Origin of the sequence: Streptomyces sp. NPDC004327 (genome assembly GCF_042873935.1) — a bacterium.
Classification (GTDB): Bacteria; Actinomycetota; Actinomycetes; order Streptomycetales; family Streptomycetaceae; genus Streptomyces.
The window spans coordinates 617,483-633,739 of sequence record NZ_JBIAME010000004.1 but is presented as its reverse complement, the minus strand read 5'-3'; the positions used below and the strand labels follow the sequence as shown (position 1 = coordinate 633,739).

Below are 16,257 nucleotides of genomic sequence, written 5' to 3'. Positions count from 1 at the left end.
GGCCTAGCCTGGGAGAGGAGTATCGCCCTCGGCCGGCAGGAGGCTGCCGTGAGGAAGTCACAGGCGCGTTGGCGCAGGCTCTGCATCGGAGTGGCCCTGACGGGCACGCTGTCGGTACCGGCGCTCGCGGGAGCGGCGTACGGCGCGGCGGCGCCCGGCCCGTTCGGCCCACCCGGCACCACAGCGGCAGCGGGCCCGGCGAGCCCCGCGAACACCACACCGTCGCCCTCCCCCTCGGACGACGAATTCGCGCAGCTCACGCCGGCCGTCGACGCGCAACTCGACGACGCGATACGGCAGGTCATGCAGGAGGCGAACGTCCCGGGCGTCATCGTGGCGGTGTCCGCGCCGGGCAAGGGCCAGTACATCCGCACCTTCGGCGTCGCCAACAAGACGACGGGGCAGCAGATGACCCCGGACCTCTACATGCGGATCGGCAGCGAGACGAAGACCTTCACCGTGACCGCGCTGCTCGAACTGGTCGACGAGGGCAAGCTGGGCCTGGACGACCCGATCGGGAAGTACGTGAGCGGCGTGCCCAACGGGGACCGCATCACGCTGCGCGAGCTGGCCGGGATGCGCAGCGGCCTGTTCAACTACTCGGCGGACCCGGACTTCTACAAGGCGTTCACCTCGAACCCCGACCGCCCCTTCACTCCGCAGGAGTTGCTGGCGTTCTCGTTCCGGCATCCGGTGAACTTCCAGCCGAACGCGCAGTTCGAGTACTGCAACACCAATCTGATCCTGCTCGGCCTGGTCGTGGAGAAGGTCGGCGGCATGCCGCTGCACGACTTCATCACCAAGAACGTGTCGGCGCCGGCCGGGCTGCGGCACACGATCTTCCCGACGGACGCGGCGTTCCCCGAGCCGCACGCCCACGGCTACACCAACCAGACGGCCTCCGGGCAGATCGAGGACTCGACGGACTGGAACCCGTCCTGGGGCTGGGCGGCCGGCGCGATGATCTCCAACCTCCAGGACATGCGGACCTGGGCCAAGGTGGTCGCCACCGGCACCCTGCTCACCGCCGACACCCAGGCGCAGCGGCTGCGGACCGGGCCGTCCGGCATCCCGGGCACCGGCTACGGTCTCGGCATCTTCAACGTCCAGGGCTGGATCGGCCACAACGGTTCGCTGCCCGGCTACGAGTCGCTGACCATCTATCTGCCGGAACACCAGGCGACACTGGTGGTGCTGCTCAACACCGACATCGTGCACAACGGGGTCGAGCCGAGCACCCTGTTCGGACAGGCGATCACGCAGATCGTCAGCCCGCAGCACGTGTTCAACCTGCCGCAGTCGACCGAGCCGCACGCTTCGGCCTCCTCGCCGGCCTCCCCGTCCTCGCCCGGTTCCTGAGGCCTCGCCCGGCCCCCCCGTCCCCCGGCTCGCGCCCGTGAGGGATCATGGACAAAGGAGTCGAGAAGGGACGGGACGAACGATGAGGCACCGCAGTGTCGCCGACCTCATGACGCCCACGGCGGTCACGGTGCAGCCGGGCACTCCGTTCAAGGAGATCGCCCGGCTGCTCGACGAGTACGGCATCACGGCCGTGCCGGTGGTCGACGAGGCGAACCGGCCGGTGGGCGTGGTCTCCGAGGCGGACCTGCTGAAGCGGCACACCGCCAAGGACGGTCCGAGCACCGCCGAGGCGATGATGTCCAGCCCCGCGGTCGTCGCCCGCCCGTCCTGGACGGCGGTGGAGGCGGCCCGCGTCATGGAGCGGCACCGGGTGAAGCGGCTGCCGGTGGTGGACGCGGGCGGGCAGCTGATCGGCGTGCTGAGCCGCAGCGACCTGCTCCAGCTGTTCCTGCGGCGCGACCGCGCCATCCAGGAGGAGATCGTGGAGGACGTCGTCACCCGCATCCTGGGCCTGTCCCCCGCGTCCCTCCACATCGACGTCTCCGAGGGCCGCGTCACCCTGACCGGCACGCTGCCGCGCCGCAGCCTCGCGCCGATCTTCGTACGGCTCTGCGAGGACGTGGACGGAGTGGTCGAGGTCGTGGACCGGCTGGCGTACGAGGACGAGGCCGGCACGACGGAGGACTGAGCCGGAGCCCGTCCGCGAGCCCAGAACACCTGACACACGGGCGGCGGAACACCGTCATACGGGGCCCCGGACCCCCGCGGCGCGGGGCTCGGACCACCCGTCACGCCCGGCCACCGCGCACCTGGTATGCGCGCCCCCCGGAACACGCGCCACGCACGGCCGCTGAGAACCGTGCACGCGCGGCCAGCGGGGACCCGTCACGCGGGGCCTTCGGCCCGCCGTGATGCGTCCCGGGCCCGTCGCCGTCGACGGACCCGGGACGCGCGGCGGCCGGTTACTGGACCGCCTCCGGCCAGCCGTATCCGGGTCCGGTGCGCTGGGGCACGGTGTCCGCGCCCACGGCCTCCATCTCCCGGTTGGCCTCCCTCATCAGCTTTCCGGCCAGATCCGTCATGGCCCGGCTCGCGGCGAGGTCGTCGCCGATCACCGGCACGTCCACGTCCGTCGGATTGCACCGCGCGGAGCCGTGGCCGGTGATCTTCGACGTGCCCGTGTCCAGGCGGGCCTCCGCCTTGGTCCTGCCGTTGTCCTCGACCAGATCCAGGCCGACCTTCCACTCCAGATGTCGTGTCATGGCCTGCCTCCTCGTGCCCTGCGGCCACGCGAGACCGCCGCGCGGCCGTCTCCTTCCAGGATCCCGCCACGATTCGCCGGGCGCCACGCCTCGCCCCCGTGCCCCGGCTCGCCGCCGCGCGGTGATCGCCGCGCACGGGGCGCGCAGCCGCTCACCACGGATACCGCTGGGGACGACCAGGCCGGGCCCGGCACCGTCATGGCGCTTCTCGCCGCTCGGCGGCGGCTCGGTGGGTCTGTTCCGTGAGCACTTCGCGGGCGCGTTCCAGGAGGTCGCACAGGGCGGCGTGCTCGGCGGGCGTGAAGGCCTGGGAGAGGGCGCGCTCAAGCACGATCACTTCTTGGTATGCGCGATCCAGCAAGCTCCGGCCCGGATCGGTGAGGGAGGCGATGAGGACCTTCGCGTGTACGGGGGAGGCCTCCCGTGTGATCAGGTCCTTGTTCTGCAGTCCGGCGAGCACCGGGGCCATGGTCTGCTGGGTGACGCCGCAGGCGCGTGCCAGCTGGGCCCCGGACAGGCCGTCGGATTCCCGGGACAGCGTGAGCAGCACCGTGTACTGGGTCATCGTCAACCCGTAGCCGCGCAGCACCGCTTCATGGTGCGCCATCAGCGCCTGTTCCGTGCGCCGGATGCGCATGCACAGGTACTCCTCCGCGGGGATCTCCACCACGTCACCCACTCCAAACTCAGCTTCCTGTCTTGACTCAGGCACCTGATACTCATAGCGTCTCCAGTGTCAGGATACTGATTCAACCCAGGGAGCGTATTGATCAAGGCCATCGTGCTCGGGTCCGACGACCGGTTCACCCTCGCCACCGCCGAAGCGCCGGCCCCGGGCCCCGGCGAGGTGGCCATCCGTGTCCAGTACGCGGGCCTGCAGTGGGGCGACGTCCTCGTCGGCAATGGGCACCTCCCCGCACCGCGCCCCTTCATCCCCGGCTTCGAAGCCGCCGGGAGCATCGTCGCCGTCGGCGAGGGCGTCGACACGGCTCGCATCGGCCGGCCCGTCACCGCACTCACCGCCTCCGGCGCCTTCGCCGAGTTCGTCACCGCTCCGGCCGCGCTCGCCTTCTGCACCGACGGCCTTGATGCCCGTCCCGCGGCGGCCTTCGGCTGGGCCACTCCGACCGCGTACGACCTGATCAACACGGTCACCCGTGTTCGCCCCGGAGACCGCGTGCTCATCCACGCGGCGCTCGGAGGCGTCGGCTCACTCGCGGCCCAGTTCGCGAAAGCTTCCGGCGCCGCCCGCATCGTCGGCGTCGGCGGTGGCGGTGGCGGTGGCGGTGGCGCCGAGCAGGCCGACTACGCGGCCGGACTCGGCTACGACCACCTGATCTCCCGCACCGACTTTCCCGATGCGCTCGCCGACGAGGAGTTCGACGTCATCCTCGACCCTGTCGGCGGCCCCGCCCGCCTGGCGAACCTCGACCGGCTGGCCCGGCACGGCCGCCTCGCCGTCTACGGCAACATGGCCACCTTCGAACCCGTGCGGATCAACGCCAACGAACTGCTCATGAACGGCATTTCCGTCCTGTCCTACAACAGCAACCTGCTCAGCCGGACCCACCCCGAACGCCTCGCCGCCAGCGCGGCAGAGGCCCTGCGGCTGCTGACCGACCGACAGGTCCACATCGACATCTCCGCCGAGTACGAACTCGCCGAGGTCCCCGCCGCCATCAGACGCCTCGCCGCGGGAGGCACCCGAGGCAAGACCGTCATCCGAATCGGCTGACGCGAACGACTGCGGCCCGTGACTCCGGAGTTCGGCCGTCGCCGCGCTCGGCCACTGGGCCCCGCTCACCGCGCACGACGACCCCGCCGCCCTGGGCGTCGCACCGGCCGCCGGCCTGCCGGCCCTCGCTTCACCGCCAGTGCGGTGGTTGATCATTCGCAAGGAAGCGCTCCGAAGCGATGAAGAGACGACGCGGTCGGTCTGGCGGGAGCCGATCGGCGATCAAGCCTGACCGTTCCCACGAAGTTGCCCTCCTTCTCAGCTTTTTCATTGAACGGTCATCTACGCAGACGGCACGAGACTAGAGTCATCGCGCTGACAGCACCTGCTCCCAGCTGAGGCGGGCATCGGTTCGTGACAGGGCGCAGGGCAAAGCGTGCTGGGGAGCGCGCAAGTCATGGGAGCAAGGGGGGGACCGCATTGGCCCAAAATCAGAGACCTCAGCCGACGGCGGAGGACAAGAAGAACTTCCGAGTTGGCTGCGGAGTCATACTGGCCGCGCTTCTCGCGATCGGCGGATGCAATGCCCTGATCAACGACGACAACGACTCATCGTCCAGTTCGTCGTCCTCGACATCTGCGTACGACGGGAAGACGACGACCATCAGGGTCGGGGACTTCGTCGGCATGGGACTTCAGGCAGCGCAGGACGCAGCACAAGACCACGGCATCTACCACCTCGACTCAACAGATGCCACTGGCCAGGGCCGCCAGCAGCTCTTCGACCGCAACTGGACGGTCTGCTCTCAGACACCTGCGGCCGGCGCGACGATGAGCACCACTGACACGCTCACGTTCGACACCGTCAAGTCCAGCGAGGGCGAGACCTGCAACGACCCCACGGGGTCTGGCAGCAGCGATACGGACGGCGGAGACAGTTCCTCAACTGCCCCCGGCACGGAAGGCAACTACAGCAGCGGCGGTTCTTCCACTACCGCAGGCACCGGGGACAACTACAGCAACGATTCATCCAGCAGCGGCTCCCGCTCATCAACTGGCGGCTCCGAATCGTCGGGAAGCGACTCCAGTTCTTCTTCGTCCTCGGGTGGCACTTCGCAAGCACCCACAGGTGCCACCGCCCAATGCAACGACGGTACGTACAGCTATTCCGCACACCGGCGAGGCACCTGCTCACATCACGGTGGCGTGGCCGTCTGGCTCGCCAGTGTCCCGTCATAGAGAGGAAGCCGACGTGATCGGCCTCGCAGCCAGCCTCATCAAAATGTCGATGTGGCTCATGTGCGCCTCCATCGATCTCATTTTCGCCCTGTGCACCTTGGGCAAGGTCGACCCCAAGACGCGCAGGTTCTTCTGAGGCAGAACTCAGGATCGGATAGGGCGGTGTGGCAGAACTGCTGGCGCCGGTAAGTCCCCAGGCACGCGAGTTGCAAGCGAGTGTGATCTTCCAGGGCTACCGACCACCCAGCAGCCACTTGCACGCGCTCGTCCACGAGGACCTTCTTGGTGCCGAGGTCCTCCGTCATCGTCCGGTGGGTGTGGCGAGGGCCGTGGGGTGTGAGGCCCCTGGCGATAGGGACCCAGCAGTCATCCGCTCGGTCGGTAGCGCTGTGGCCTCGGGCCGGGACGCCGGACCAGGGCTCGCCGAGCATCGGCACGAGGCATGCCTCTTGAGGTGCCTTCCTTGGGTCCCAGCCGGAGACCGGGGCGAAGCCGTTGCGGCGCCATTGGGCGCGTGTCCCGATACGGTGCCGCCGCGTACGAACCCGAGGTCAGCAATGGCCTGCTCCACCTTCCCCTTTGTGGACTCTTCCACGCAGTCCGGGGGGGGTGAGGACGTTCGACACCGTGCCCGTGGATACGCCGGTGCGGTAGGCGACGTCGACGAGCTTCGCCCCCTGGTGGCCGACTGGGCAGACACGCAGCGCCTGTGGGACTACCACCAGATGAGCCACACACCCCGGCCGTGCTCGGTCGCGATCGGGCTCGGCAGCCACGACCTGGGGGCGGCCGACACTGCGATCGACCTGTACAGGCGCGTCATGGCTCCACTCCTCGTATTCAGTGGCGCCACCAGCCCGACGAACCGGGAACGCATTCCCCACGGTGAAGCGGAATGTAGGCAGGACGGGTGCGGCAGTCCATCTTTCAGCTGTGGCAGCGAATGGACACTACGTTTCACGTGTGAAACAAAGGCGCGGAAGATGCTGGTCAGAGCTCCGCTAGTCGACTAGCGGAGCTGATGATCGAGGGCTCGCTGCGAGCTGAGCAAGCGCCTCATGGAGGCGGTCAACCTGGGCGCTTTTCTTCCGGTGCATGGTTGATCCGCTGCTACGTTCCTGGCCGAAAGAAGGCCCCGTCCCGGTCCGCTGAGACAGCACGACGGGGGCCCCATCCGCCTTCCCGACGGGAGGCGCTCGGAAGGATCATCATGCAAGAACCTGTTGACCCTCTCGAGTCACCCTAAGGGCTGTCCCGGAATCCACTGCCGCCCTGGGGCGCTGCTACCCCAGGGCGGGAGGTGGCGGCTGCTGGCGGATTTCCGGGTGCCCTGCCGGGGTTCCGGTCCTGCTCCGTGGTCTCCTGGATGAGGTAGCCGGCCCTGCGGCTCTGCCCGTGCTGGGGAACGTCCTGATGAACAGTGTCTTCCACGTGAGCGCCGTAATGCCGGCCGTTCTGCCCTTCCTGATCCGCCTGGCAGCCGTCCCCGATATCGCGGTGCGGTCCGGATTGGTCGACTTCCTGGTAGTTGCCGCGGAACTGTCTTCGTCCGTCGACGCCGACGATGAACGCCAGGTGCTGCTGTTCGGCAGGGACTCCGATCACCCGGAACGCGAGTGGTGCAGGGCCGCCTTCGCTGCACACGCTTCCGCTCTGCGCGCGTTGTTAGAGGATGAGACCCTTCCGGACGGACTGATCAGCGTGGACGACCGCGAGTGCCTGCTCAGGGCTGTGGAACCGCAGCAACGTCCTTCCTGACTGCCCGCAGACCGGCACTGCGGCCCGTGAAAAGATCTTGCGGTGTCTGGTGAGATTACGGCGTAGGAGCCTTCCTGGATAGCCCCGTTCACCGGGCTGAGCCTTCACTGCTTCAGCACGTTGGTGACACAGCTGCGGCGTGAAGGAGCTGACGCGGTCCGCAGAGGCCGGCCGTGGAGCCTGCCGCTGGAGGACCGGGTGCTGCTGACGGCTTACTGGCGTACCAACTTGACGTTACGGCAGCTCGCTCCGCTGTTCGGCGTCTCGAAGTCCGCAGCCAACCGCATCGTCAGCCACCTCGGCCCCCTGCTCGCGCTCACGCCCCACAGACGGTTCCGCAAGAGCACCGTCCTCATCGTGGACGACACCTTGGTTCCCACTCGCGACCACACGGTGGCCGAGCGGTCGAAGAACTATCGGTACTCCACCAACCACCAGGTCGTCATCGATGCCGACACCCGGCGCGTCGTCGTGGTCGGCCGGCCGTTGCCCGGCAACCGCAACGACTGCAAGGCAGGGGCACTGTCCGGTGCCAAGGATGCAGTCGGCCGCACCACCGTGATCGCCGACGGCGGCTACCGGGGCACCGGCTTGGTCATCCCGCACCGCCGTGAGCGCGGGCAGAGCGAACTGCCGGCCTGGAAGGAAGAGCACAACATTTCTCACCGCCAGGTCCGCGCCCGTTTCGAGAACGCCTTTGCCCGCATGAAGACCTGGAAGATCCTCCGCGACTGCCGCTTGAAGGGCGACGGCGTCTATCACGCGATGAACGGAATCGCCCACCTGCACAACCTCGAACTCGGCCGATAGGCGAGCAGAGCGGGCAGCAGCCGATCACGGCCCCACCGACTCGAAGATCTTTACGAAACAGCCCTTAGACAGCTGCAGGGAGGCGGTGAGTTTAACTGCGTGAAAACCCGACGAACAGCGCGGACGAGCACGCACGTCTGCGCACCATTAGTGCTGGCGAGGGCCGCATCAGCGCCACGCAGCTCTTCCGTCGAAGTTACGTCGGGACGCAAAGAGTGTGGGTTCCAAAAAGTCCCGCCACCCCCACAGCCGTAAGACCAGGTCAGGGGCCTGATTCGAAAATCGGATCAGGCCCCTGAGTGGTTTCCAGGCATCTTGGGAGCCGAGCCGACTTCAGGATCCTACTCCCCGCAGGGAGCCGATCAGGGGGTGGCAGGCGTACGCCTGCTCCGGTCGTCGAGGACGATGACGGCGGGACCGTTCTCCTTCTCCGCCTCGTGGGTCACCTGATCCACCGCAAGAGCGGTCCTGCGGTACACGGCCGCGGCCAGGGCCCAGGTCGCCAGATCCTGGTCCTTCCCGGACGCGGCATTCGTCTCGTGGTCGCGAATCACCTGCCACATGGTGGTGAGCAGGGCGAGCAGGGACCTGCCCGACAGTGAGGTCTCGATGCGCCCGTCGTCCACATCGTCAACTTGCTCCGGAAGGCGGAAGTGGGGGCGGCCGCTGGTCTGCTCGGCAATGAAGTCCCACGTCTCGCGATGGCAGATCAGCTGTGCGGACGCGATGGACGCTGCGGACAGCAGCCGCCCCAGGTGAGCCCGGTCGTCCTCCGGACCTGCCGCAGAAGTCTCGTAGCGAGGATTCTCGACGGGCGCCTGGGGAGGCGCGCCGCTCTCCCCAGTGGCACCGGATCGGCCGTGAGTTGTGCGGACCTCTTCGAGCGGATCCACCTGGGCTTCCTCCTTCTCAACCGGTTCGACGGCCTTGAACGGCGCCGTCGGCGCTTCCAGCGCGTGCGGGTCCTCAACAACACCCGGCTGCTCCGCAGGCTCTGCGGCGGCAACTGGCGCCGGGAGAGCCCGCGGATCAAGGGACGCCTTGGCGTTCTGCTCCACGCGCTGGCTCAGCGCCTCCACAATGCTGCGGGTGTCAGCCAAGTCGGTGAGCATCCGCTCCTGCCTCCGACGAAGCTCGCGGTTCTCCTCACGCAGCCCAAGCGTGCCCTGTGCCACGGACTCCAAGACCTTCTGGCGGCTTTGGTCCAGGGTCACGTAGAGAGCACTCAAACCCGTGGCCGGGTCCTCAAGTTCTCTGCGTATAACTTCCAGTTGGCTAAGCACCTTGTCCGTCTTCTCGACCGATCGCCATGCCATGCAACTCCCTCTCCACCGACAGCGACGACCGGGGATGCCTCCCCTGCTCAAGGTCGGACAATGCGATGATTTCCAGCCGAATCATCGTTCCGCTTGTGCGGGGATCGGCGAGAACGGTGCCCGCATCGGGGAAGGGGCCGACCCCGTCACGTCGGACAGCCCCGAGCTCGCTATGGCCCGTGCCCTCAAGGGTCGTGGTCTGATCACCATGCCGAAGCACAGTGGGAAGTGGCGGGCGGAGTTCACCGACGCGGGGCGCTTCTATCTGGAGTATGGGCATCACCCGGACCTGCCCGAGCGGGCTCCGCAGAAGCAGCGGTCGGCGCCAGCCGGGCCAAAGTCACAGGCTACCTCTCTCGCTCGCCAGCAGACCGCATCACCTGACGAGAAGCGGCGGGCACCGCCGCGCCGCAGTGAAGCCGCCACGGCAGTCATCTGCCGAGGTCGGCTCGGCCATGATCGTGGAAGTGCAGAAGGCTGGCAGATTCCTTCGCCTTCATTCGGGAGGGTCTCTTTGCTGGTCGAGGGTGGTTTTGGGTCGGGGACGAGAGAGTCGGCGAGGGCACCCTCAATGGCTGTATCCGTCCGGCCGGATCCGGCCGGAGGCGGCGACCGGCGGCTGGCATTCCCGGTTCGGGACGCAGGCGTTCGCGGGTTCCGATGGCGCGGGAGCCGGGCCCCTGATGAACGGTCAGACCGGTTCATTTCTTGGGAAGATGCCGGACTGGACGGCCGGGCTGCCCGCGCTCAGCCGGCCGCGCCCGGGCGCGGGCGCGGGCGCGGGCGCGGGCGCGGCGTGCAGCCTCCGTGCCCGCCTGGCCGCAGGGATGGTGCATGCCGCGGCGGCGAGCAGGGCGGTGACCGTCAGGCCCGGCCCCGGCCGGCGCGCACGGCGATCACCTACGGTGACGGTCACCAGTGCCGGGACTTCACGTACGTCGACGACGCGGTTTCCGCCACCATCGCCACGGCCACCGTCCCGACGGTGCAGGGCGTGATCAACGTGGGCGGCGGTTCGGGCGCTCCCTGCTCGAAGTGATCAACATCGCGCGCAGCCTCGCCGGGCACGAGGTCCAGGTTCACCAGGAGCACCCACGCAGCGGCACCGTCCTCGCCACCCGAGCCAATCCCACCCCGCGCCCAGGAGGCCCTGGACGGGCAGCCCCGGGTCGACCTCATCGCCGCATGTGGGCCCGGACGCGCAGCGTTGGCCGCCAAGTCCGCCGCGTACAGCGGCTCGGTGCAGCCGGCACGCGAGCCGTGTCTCGTAAAGCACGGGCTTTCCTGCGCGTCCCCGAACCCGGCCGCGCAACTCTCGGATCTGCGTGAACTTCCCTTCCGTTAGGTCGATACTGCCGAAGAGGACACCCGCCGACTCCCCTGTCGAACCACGACCCCCACCTGTCGCCCAGTCACCCAAGCCGGCATCGAGTCGGCATCAGCACCGACGCACGACGCCGCAGGCCGCGGTGGAGCGCCGAGGCCATGAATCATGCACACCAGCAATGACCTGCGAAACCCAGCTCATGAGCCCATCTGCCAGCCTCCGAGGAGACGCCTGTGAAGATGTTGATCAATGGTCCGGATTCGGTGGTCGCGGACGCGCTGCGCGGGATGGCCGCCGCGCACCCCGGTCTTTCCGTGGACGTGGAGAACCGCGTCGTGCTGCGGCGGGACGCGCCGGTGCCGGGGCAGGTGGCCCTGGTGTCGGGCGGCGGGTCGGGGCACGAGCCGCTGCACGCGGGGTTCGTGGGGCCGGGGATGCTCACGGGGGCGTGCGCCGGCGAGATCTTCACGAGTCCCGTACCCGATCAGATGGTGCGGGCCGCGACCGCGGTGGACAGCGGCGCCGGCGTGCTGTTCGTGGTGAAGAACTACACCGGTGACGTGCTCAACTTCGAGATGGCCGCCGAGCTGGCGGAGGACGAGGGCCTCCGGATCGCGAAGGTGCTCGTCGACGACGACGTGGCGGTGACCGACAGCCTGTACACGGCCGGGCGGCGCGGCACCGGCGCCACGCTCTTCGTGGAGAAGATCGCGGGCGCGGCGGCCGAGGAGGGCGCCCCGCTCGACCGGGTGGCGGCGGTGGCCCGGCGGGTGAACGAGGGCTCGCGCAGTTTCGGCGTGGCGCTGAGCGCCGTGACCACGCCCGCGAAGGGCTCGCCGACCTTCGATCTCCCGGACGGCGAGCTGGAGTTGGGCATCGGCATCCACGGCGAGCCGGGCCGGGAGCGGCGGCCGATGATGACCGCGCGGGAGATCGCGGACGTGGCCGTCGGCGCCGTCCTGGACGATCTGCGTCCGAAGGGGCCGGTGCTCGCGCTGGTCAACGGCATGGGGGCGACACCGCTCCTGGAGCTGTACGGGTTCAACGCCGAGGTGCGGCGGGTGCTCGGCGAGCGCGGCGTGCCGGTCGCCCGCACGCTGGTCGGCAACTACGTGACCTCGCTCGACATGGCGGGCTGCTCGGTGACGCTGTGCGAGGCGGACGAGGAGCTGCTGCGGCTGTGGGACGCGCCGGTCGAGACGCCCGCGCTGCGCTGGGGACGGTGAGGGGACGACGATGAGCGACCAGGAGACGACGTACGACGCGGGGTTCTTCCGCGCCTGGATGTCGGCGGCGTCCGCCGCCGTGGACCGGGAGGCGGACCTGCTGACCGAGCTGGACTCGGCGATCGGTGACGCCGACCACGGGGCCAACCTCAAGCGGGGCTTCGCCGCCGTGTCGGCCGCCCTGGAGAAGGAACCGCCGGCCACGCCGGGCGCGGTCCTCGCCACGGCCGGCCGGCAGCTGATCTCCACGGTGGGCGGGGCGTCCGGTCCGCTGTACGGGACGCTGCTGCGCCGCACCGGCAAGGCGCTGGGCGAGGCGGAGCGGGTCTCGCGGGCCGCGCTCGCCGAGGCACTGGCGGCCGGGGTCGCGGCGGTGGCCCAACTGGGCGGGGCCGCGGTGGGCGACAAGACGATGCTGGACGCGCTGACGCCCGCGGTCGGGGCGCTCGGCACCTCGTTCGCGGCGGCCCGCGAGGCGGCGGAGGCAGGCGCGCTCGCGACCGTGCCCCTGGTCGCCCGCAAGGGCCGGGCCAGCTACCTCGGCGAGCGGTCCGCGGGGCACCAGGACCCGGGGGCGACCTCGTCGGCGCTGCTCTTCGCGACGCTCGCGGAGACGGCGGACGCGGACGCGGCCACTCCGGACGCCACGGCTCCTGCCGCCACGCCTTCGCTCGCGGCAGGTCCCGACGCGGCAGGCTCGGAAGCCTTCGGACCCGGAGCGGCAGGTCCGGCCACCTCAGGAGCCGGCAGGGCCGATCCGGACGCCGCAGCTCCTGACGCCACGCCTTCGCTCGCGGCACGTCCCGACGCGGCAGGCTCGGATTCCCCGGACGCCGACACGTCAGGTCCGGTCGCCCCCGGACCCGGCACGGCAAGTCCGGACGCCCCAAGTCCCGGCGCGGCAGGTCCCGGCGCCCCGGACCCCGACGCGGCGGGTCCGGAGCTTGCCGGATGAGCGCGGGCGGTACGGACACTCCGGCGGCCCGCGTCGGGATCGTCCTCGTCTCGCACAGCGCCGCCGTCGCGGCGGCCGTCGCCGAGCTCGCCCGCGGCCTCGCGGGTGGCGGCGTCACTGCGCCGGTCCTCCCGGCGGGCGGCACGCCCGACGGCGGTCTCGGTACGAGCGCCGAGCTGATCGCCGAGGCCGCGAGGGCCGTCGACGGGGGCGCCGGGGTCGCGCTCCTGGTCGACCTGGGCAGCGCGGTCCTGACGGTGAAGGCCCTGCTCGCGGAGGGTGACGAGCTCCCGGAGGGGGCGCGCCTGGTGGACGCCCCGTTCGTAGAGGGCGCGGTGGCGGCGCTGGTGACGGCGAGCGCCGGGGGCGATCTGGACGCGGTGGCGGCCGCGGCCTCGGAGGCGTACGCCTACCGCAAGGAGTGACGCTCCCGGCCGCCCGGGAGGGGACGGCGCCGGTCGGTCCCTCCCGGGGGCTCAGCCGTCGATCCGGTCCGCGGGCTCAATCATCGCTCCCTCCCGGAGACTCAGCCGTCGCGGCGCCTCCCGCAGGCTCAGCCGTCGGCCCGGTCCGTGGGCGGGGGCCGTCGCACGACCGCGCGGCCCGCGTCCAGGTCGAGGCCCATCGCGGGCGGCGCGCCGTCCTCCGCGTCGTGCCTGAGGACCATGTCGGTCCGCTGCTGCTCCAGGCGCACGTGCTTGGTCGGGGTGAGGAGCGCGAAGAGTTCGTCGACGGCCATCGCCGCCGGATTGCCTCCGGTGGTGCGGGCCGCGAGCCGTCTGGCCAGGGCCCGTGGACGGCCGGTGCGGTGGATGAACCGCCGGAGTAACGCCAGCGCGAAGAGCACCAGCATCAGGGCTCCCATCAGGAGCAGACTCAAGGTCATCGCCATGACGCGTCAACGGGCCGTCCTGGGTGATCGTTCCCGTGTCGCACGAGCGTGCGTCATGCGTCATTCGTCATGCGTCATTCGTCATGCGTCGTGTCACCGGGGACGCCTCACGTGAGGCCGCCTCACGAGGGCCGCGTCACGGGGCCCCGTCACGAGGGCCGCCTCACGAGGGCCACCCCACGAGGCCGCCCCACGAGGCATGGCGCATATCACCCGCCCACCTTTATGCAACTTGTTGCAGAAGCCTTGGCGCGTCGTCTACAACAGTGCGTGACGACCCCGCGCGAGGAGGCGCCCCGATGGCCCCGAACACCCCGTACCCGCACCTGCTGAGCCCGCTGGACCTCGGGTTCACGACCCTGCCCAACCGGGTGCTCATGGGCTCCATGCACGTCGGTCTGGAGGAGACCGAGCACGGCTTCGAGCGCATGGCCGCGTTCTACGCCGAGCGCGCCCGCGGCGGCGTCGGGCTCATCGTCACCGGCGGCATCGCGCCCAACGAGGCCGGGCGGCCGTGGGACGGCGGCGCCAAGCTGACCGACGCCGAGGAGGTCGCCGAGCACCGGCTGATCACCGACGCCGTGCACGCCGAGGGCGGCCGGATCGCGATGCAGATCCTGCACTTCGGCCGGTACGCGTACCACCCCCAGCTGGTGGCCCCCAGCGCCATCCAGGCGCCGATCAGCCCCTTCGTGCCGAACGAGCTCTCCGACGCCGAGGTCGAGCAGACGGTCGAGGACTACGCCCGCTGCGCCGAACTGGCCAAGGAGGCCGGTTACGACGGCGTCGAGGTGATGGGCTCCGAGGGCTACCTCATCAACGAGTTCATCGCCTCCGCCACCAACCAGCGCACCGACCGCTGGGGCGGCTCGTACGAGAACCGGACGCGCTTCCCGCTGGAGATCGTGCGCCGGATCCGCGAGCGGGTCGGCGAGGACTTCATCGTCATCTACCGGCTCTCCATGCTCGACCTGGTCCCGGGCGGCTCCACCCTGGATGAGGTCGTCGCGCTCGCCAAGGAGATCGAGGCGGCCGGCGCCACCATCATCAACACCGGCATCGGCTGGCACGAGGCCCGCATCCCCACCATCGCCACCTCCGTGCCGCGCGGCGCCTACACCTGGGTGACGAAGAAGCTGATGGGCGCGGTCTCCGTCCCGCTGGTCACCAGCAACCGCATCAACACCCCCGAGGTCGCCGAGCAGATCCTCGCCGAGGGCCGTGCGGACATCGTGTCGATGGCCCGTCCGTTCCTCGCCGACCCGCAGTTCGTCGCGAAGGCCGCGGCCGGCCGCGCCGAGACGATCAACACCTGCATCGGCTGCAACCAGGCCTGCCTGGACCACACCTTCAGCCTGAAGATCACCTCCTGCCTGGTGAACCCGCGGGCCTGCCACGAGACCGAGCTGGTCCTCTCCCCCACCCGCCTCGCCAAGCGGATCGCCGTCGTCGGCGCCGGCCCGGCCGGCCTCTCCTGCGCCGTCTCGGCGGCCGAACGCGGCCACCGGGTCACGCTGTTCGACGCCGGCTCCGAGATCGGCGGCCAGCTGAACGTGGCCAAGCAGGTGCCGGGCAAGGAGGAGTTCGAAGAGACCCTGCGCTACTTCCGGGTCCAGCTCGCCGAGCACGGTGTCGACGTCCGTCTGAACACCCACGTGTCGGCGGCCGACCTGGCGGACTTCGACGAGGTCGTCGTCGCCACCGGCGTCACCCCGCGCACCCCCGAGATCGAGGGCGTCGACCACCCGAGCGTCGTCGGCTACCTGGACGTGCTGCGCGACCGCGTGCCGGTCGGCGAGCGGGTCGCGATCCTGGGCGCGGGCGGCATCGGCTTCGACGTGGCCGAGTTCCTCACGGACGGCGGCGAGGGCGCGAGCCAGGACCCCGAGACGTACTTCCGGCAGTGGGGCGTCGACACCTCCTACGAGTCCCGGGGCGGCCTGCGCACCCCGGAGCGGCCGCGGCCGCCGCGCCAGGTCCACCTGCTCCAGCGCAAGACCAGCAAGGTCGGCGCGGGCCTCGGCAAGACCACCGGCTGGATCCACCGCACCGAGCTGAAGCACCGGGGCGTCACGATGGTCGCCGGTGCCTCGTACGACCGGATCGACGACGAGGGCCTGCACCTGACCATCGACGGCGAGGCGCAGCTCCTCCCGGTCGACACCGTGGTCCTGTGCACCGGCCAGGAGCCGCGCCGCGGTCTGTACGAGGAGCTGGTCGCCGGCGGCCGCTCGGTGCATCTGATCGGTGGCGCGGACGTCGCCGCCGAGCTGGACGCCAAGCGGGCCATCGACCAGGGCACGCGGCTCGCCGCGGCTCTCTAGGCACGGACCGGCGGCGCCCGCACCGCTGTGCCGCCGGTCCGGCCGGCCGGACCGGCGCCGCCGCGCCGCCGGTCCGGCCGGCCTCCGACCGGTCGAACCTAGGATGCGTCC

Annotated in this window: 15 protein-coding genes and 3 pseudogenes; 12 read left to right on the top strand and 6 right to left on the bottom strand. The window is 70.1% G+C overall.

Translation table 11 applies throughout. From position 1 onward, the window contains the following. The first annotated feature begins 48 nt into the window (after positions 1-48). Complete coding sequence (locus ACFYU9_RS17145; protein WP_389345236.1) at positions 49-1,359, top strand: serine hydrolase domain-containing protein; 1,311 nt, start codon at positions 49-51, stop codon at positions 1,357-1,359. An 82-nt stretch (positions 1,360-1,441) separates the two neighbouring features. Beyond that, complete coding sequence (locus tag ACFYU9_RS17140; protein WP_389213653.1) at positions 1,442-2,050, top strand: CBS domain-containing protein; 609 nt, start codon at positions 1,442-1,444, stop codon at positions 2,048-2,050. A 274-nt stretch (positions 2,051-2,324) separates the two neighbouring features. Here the strand turns inward: ACFYU9_RS17140 and ACFYU9_RS17135 are convergent, their stop codons facing one another. Both ACFYU9_RS17135 and ACFYU9_RS17130 read right to left on the bottom strand, forming a co-directional pair. Continuing rightward, positions 2,325-2,624: a DUF1876 domain-containing protein gene (locus tag ACFYU9_RS17135; RefSeq protein WP_389213650.1), complete on the bottom strand. Its 300-nt coding sequence runs from the start codon at positions 2,622-2,624 to the stop codon at positions 2,325-2,327. Between the two features lie 196 nt (positions 2,625-2,820). Further along, entirely contained in the window at positions 2,821-3,294 is a 474-nt protein-coding gene (locus tag ACFYU9_RS17130; RefSeq protein WP_389345235.1) for a MarR family winged helix-turn-helix transcriptional regulator, read from the bottom strand. Positions 3,295-3,390: 96 nt separating this feature from the next. Here ACFYU9_RS17130 and ACFYU9_RS17125 point away from each other — a divergent pair, with 96 nt between their 5' ends. The 3 genes from ACFYU9_RS17125 to ACFYU9_RS17115 all read left to right on the top strand — a co-directional run bounded on the left by ACFYU9_RS17125 (position 3,391) and on the right by ACFYU9_RS17115 (position 5,674). Next, positions 3,391-4,359 carry a zinc-binding alcohol dehydrogenase family protein gene (locus ACFYU9_RS17125; protein WP_389345234.1) on the top strand — a complete coding sequence of 323 codons (969 nt, stop codon included), beginning with the start codon at positions 3,391-3,393 and terminating at the stop codon, positions 4,357-4,359. A 420-nt stretch (positions 4,360-4,779) separates the two neighbouring features. Then, entirely contained in the window at positions 4,780-5,538 is a 759-nt protein-coding gene (locus ACFYU9_RS17120) for a DUF3761 domain-containing protein (protein ID WP_389345233.1), read from the top strand. A gap of 13 nt (positions 5,539-5,551) precedes the next feature. Continuing rightward, a complete protein-coding gene (locus ACFYU9_RS17115; protein ID WP_389345321.1) occupies positions 5,552-5,674 on the top strand; it encodes a hypothetical protein in 123 nt (40 codons plus the stop codon). Between the two features lie 121 nt (positions 5,675-5,795). Here ACFYU9_RS17115 and ACFYU9_RS17110 read toward each other — a convergent pair. Continuing rightward, positions 5,796-6,224: pseudogene (locus ACFYU9_RS17110) on the bottom strand (LacI family DNA-binding transcriptional regulator); the annotation flags it as partial. A gap of 39 nt (positions 6,225-6,263) precedes the next feature. On the opposite strand from ACFYU9_RS17110, the pseudogene ACFYU9_RS17105 reads away from it, so the two are divergent. The 3 genes and pseudogenes from ACFYU9_RS17105 to ACFYU9_RS17095 all read left to right on the top strand — a co-directional run. Continuing rightward, positions 6,264-6,431 (top strand): annotated as a pseudogene (locus ACFYU9_RS17105) (YdcF family protein); the annotation flags it as partial. Between the two features lie 520 nt (positions 6,432-6,951). After that, a complete protein-coding gene (locus ACFYU9_RS17100; protein ID WP_389345232.1) occupies positions 6,952-7,296 on the top strand; it encodes a hypothetical protein in 345 nt (114 codons plus the stop codon). A gap of 78 nt (positions 7,297-7,374) precedes the next feature. Next, positions 7,375-8,106 carry a transposase gene (locus ACFYU9_RS17095; RefSeq protein WP_389345317.1) on the top strand — a complete coding sequence of 244 codons (732 nt, stop codon included), beginning with the start codon at positions 7,375-7,377 and terminating at the stop codon, positions 8,104-8,106. A gap of 362 nt (positions 8,107-8,468) precedes the next feature. Here the strand turns inward: ACFYU9_RS17095 and ACFYU9_RS17090 are convergent, their stop codons facing one another. Continuing rightward, entirely contained in the window at positions 8,469-9,422 is a 954-nt protein-coding gene (locus ACFYU9_RS17090) for a hypothetical protein (RefSeq protein WP_389345231.1), read from the bottom strand. 912 nt (positions 9,423-10,334) lie between these two features. Continuing rightward, complete coding sequence (locus ACFYU9_RS17085; protein ID WP_389345230.1) at positions 10,335-10,505, bottom strand: hypothetical protein; 171 nt, start codon at positions 10,503-10,505, stop codon at positions 10,335-10,337. 483 nt (positions 10,506-10,988) lie between these two features. Here ACFYU9_RS17085 and dhaK point away from each other — a divergent pair, with 483 nt between their 5' ends. The 3 genes and pseudogenes from dhaK to ACFYU9_RS17070 all read left to right on the top strand — a co-directional run bounded on the left by dhaK (position 10,989) and on the right by ACFYU9_RS17070 (position 13,355). Then, the gene (gene dhaK, locus ACFYU9_RS17080; protein WP_389214001.1) at positions 10,989-11,975 is read left to right on the top strand and encodes a dihydroxyacetone kinase subunit DhaK; all 987 of its coding nucleotides are present in this window, start codon (positions 10,989-10,991) and stop codon (positions 11,973-11,975) included. Positions 11,976-11,985: 10 nt separating this feature from the next. Further along, positions 11,986-12,606 (top strand): annotated as a pseudogene (dhaL, locus tag ACFYU9_RS17075) (dihydroxyacetone kinase subunit DhaL); the annotation flags it as partial. 320 nt (positions 12,607-12,926) lie between these two features. After that, positions 12,927-13,355: a PTS-dependent dihydroxyacetone kinase phosphotransferase subunit DhaM gene (locus ACFYU9_RS17070; RefSeq protein ID WP_389345229.1), complete on the top strand. Its 429-nt coding sequence runs from the start codon at positions 12,927-12,929 to the stop codon at positions 13,353-13,355. Between the two features lie 128 nt (positions 13,356-13,483). On the opposite strand, the gene ACFYU9_RS17065 is transcribed toward ACFYU9_RS17070, so the two are convergent. Continuing rightward, entirely contained in the window at positions 13,484-13,810 is a 327-nt protein-coding gene (locus tag ACFYU9_RS17065) for a DUF6191 domain-containing protein (RefSeq protein WP_389345228.1), read from the bottom strand. A gap of 311 nt (positions 13,811-14,121) precedes the next feature. On the opposite strand from ACFYU9_RS17065, the gene ACFYU9_RS17060 reads away from it, so the two are divergent. After that, on the top strand, positions 14,122-16,146 hold the full coding sequence (locus tag ACFYU9_RS17060; protein ID WP_389213638.1) for an FAD-dependent oxidoreductase: 2,025 nt from the start codon (positions 14,122-14,124) through the stop codon (positions 16,144-16,146). The last annotated feature ends 111 nt before the right edge of the window (positions 16,147-16,257 follow it).

Bases quoted from the DNA above. Each gene is read 5' to 3' on its own strand.
- ACFYU9_RS17135 (WP_389213650.1), bottom strand. From the start codon at position 2,624: ATGACACGACATCTGGAGTGGAAGGTCGGCCTGGATCTGGTCGAGGAC.
- ACFYU9_RS17070 (WP_389345229.1), top strand. From the start codon at position 12,927: ATGAGCGCGGGCGGTACGGACACTCCGGCGGCCCGCGTCGGGATCGTC.
- ACFYU9_RS17090 (WP_389345231.1), bottom strand. From the start codon at position 9,422: ATGGCATGGCGATCGGTCGAGAAGACGGACAAGGTGCTTAGCCAACTG.
- ACFYU9_RS17100 (WP_389345232.1), top strand. From the start codon at position 6,952: ATGAACAGTGTCTTCCACGTGAGCGCCGTAATGCCGGCCGTTCTGCCC.
- ACFYU9_RS17060 (WP_389213638.1), top strand. From the start codon at position 14,122: ATGGCCCCGAACACCCCGTACCCGCACCTGCTGAGCCCGCTGGACCTC.
- dhaK (WP_389214001.1), top strand. From the start codon at position 10,989: ATGTTGATCAATGGTCCGGATTCGGTGGTCGCGGACGCGCTGCGCGGG.
- ACFYU9_RS17140 (WP_389213653.1), top strand. From the start codon at position 1,442: ATGAGGCACCGCAGTGTCGCCGACCTCATGACGCCCACGGCGGTCACG.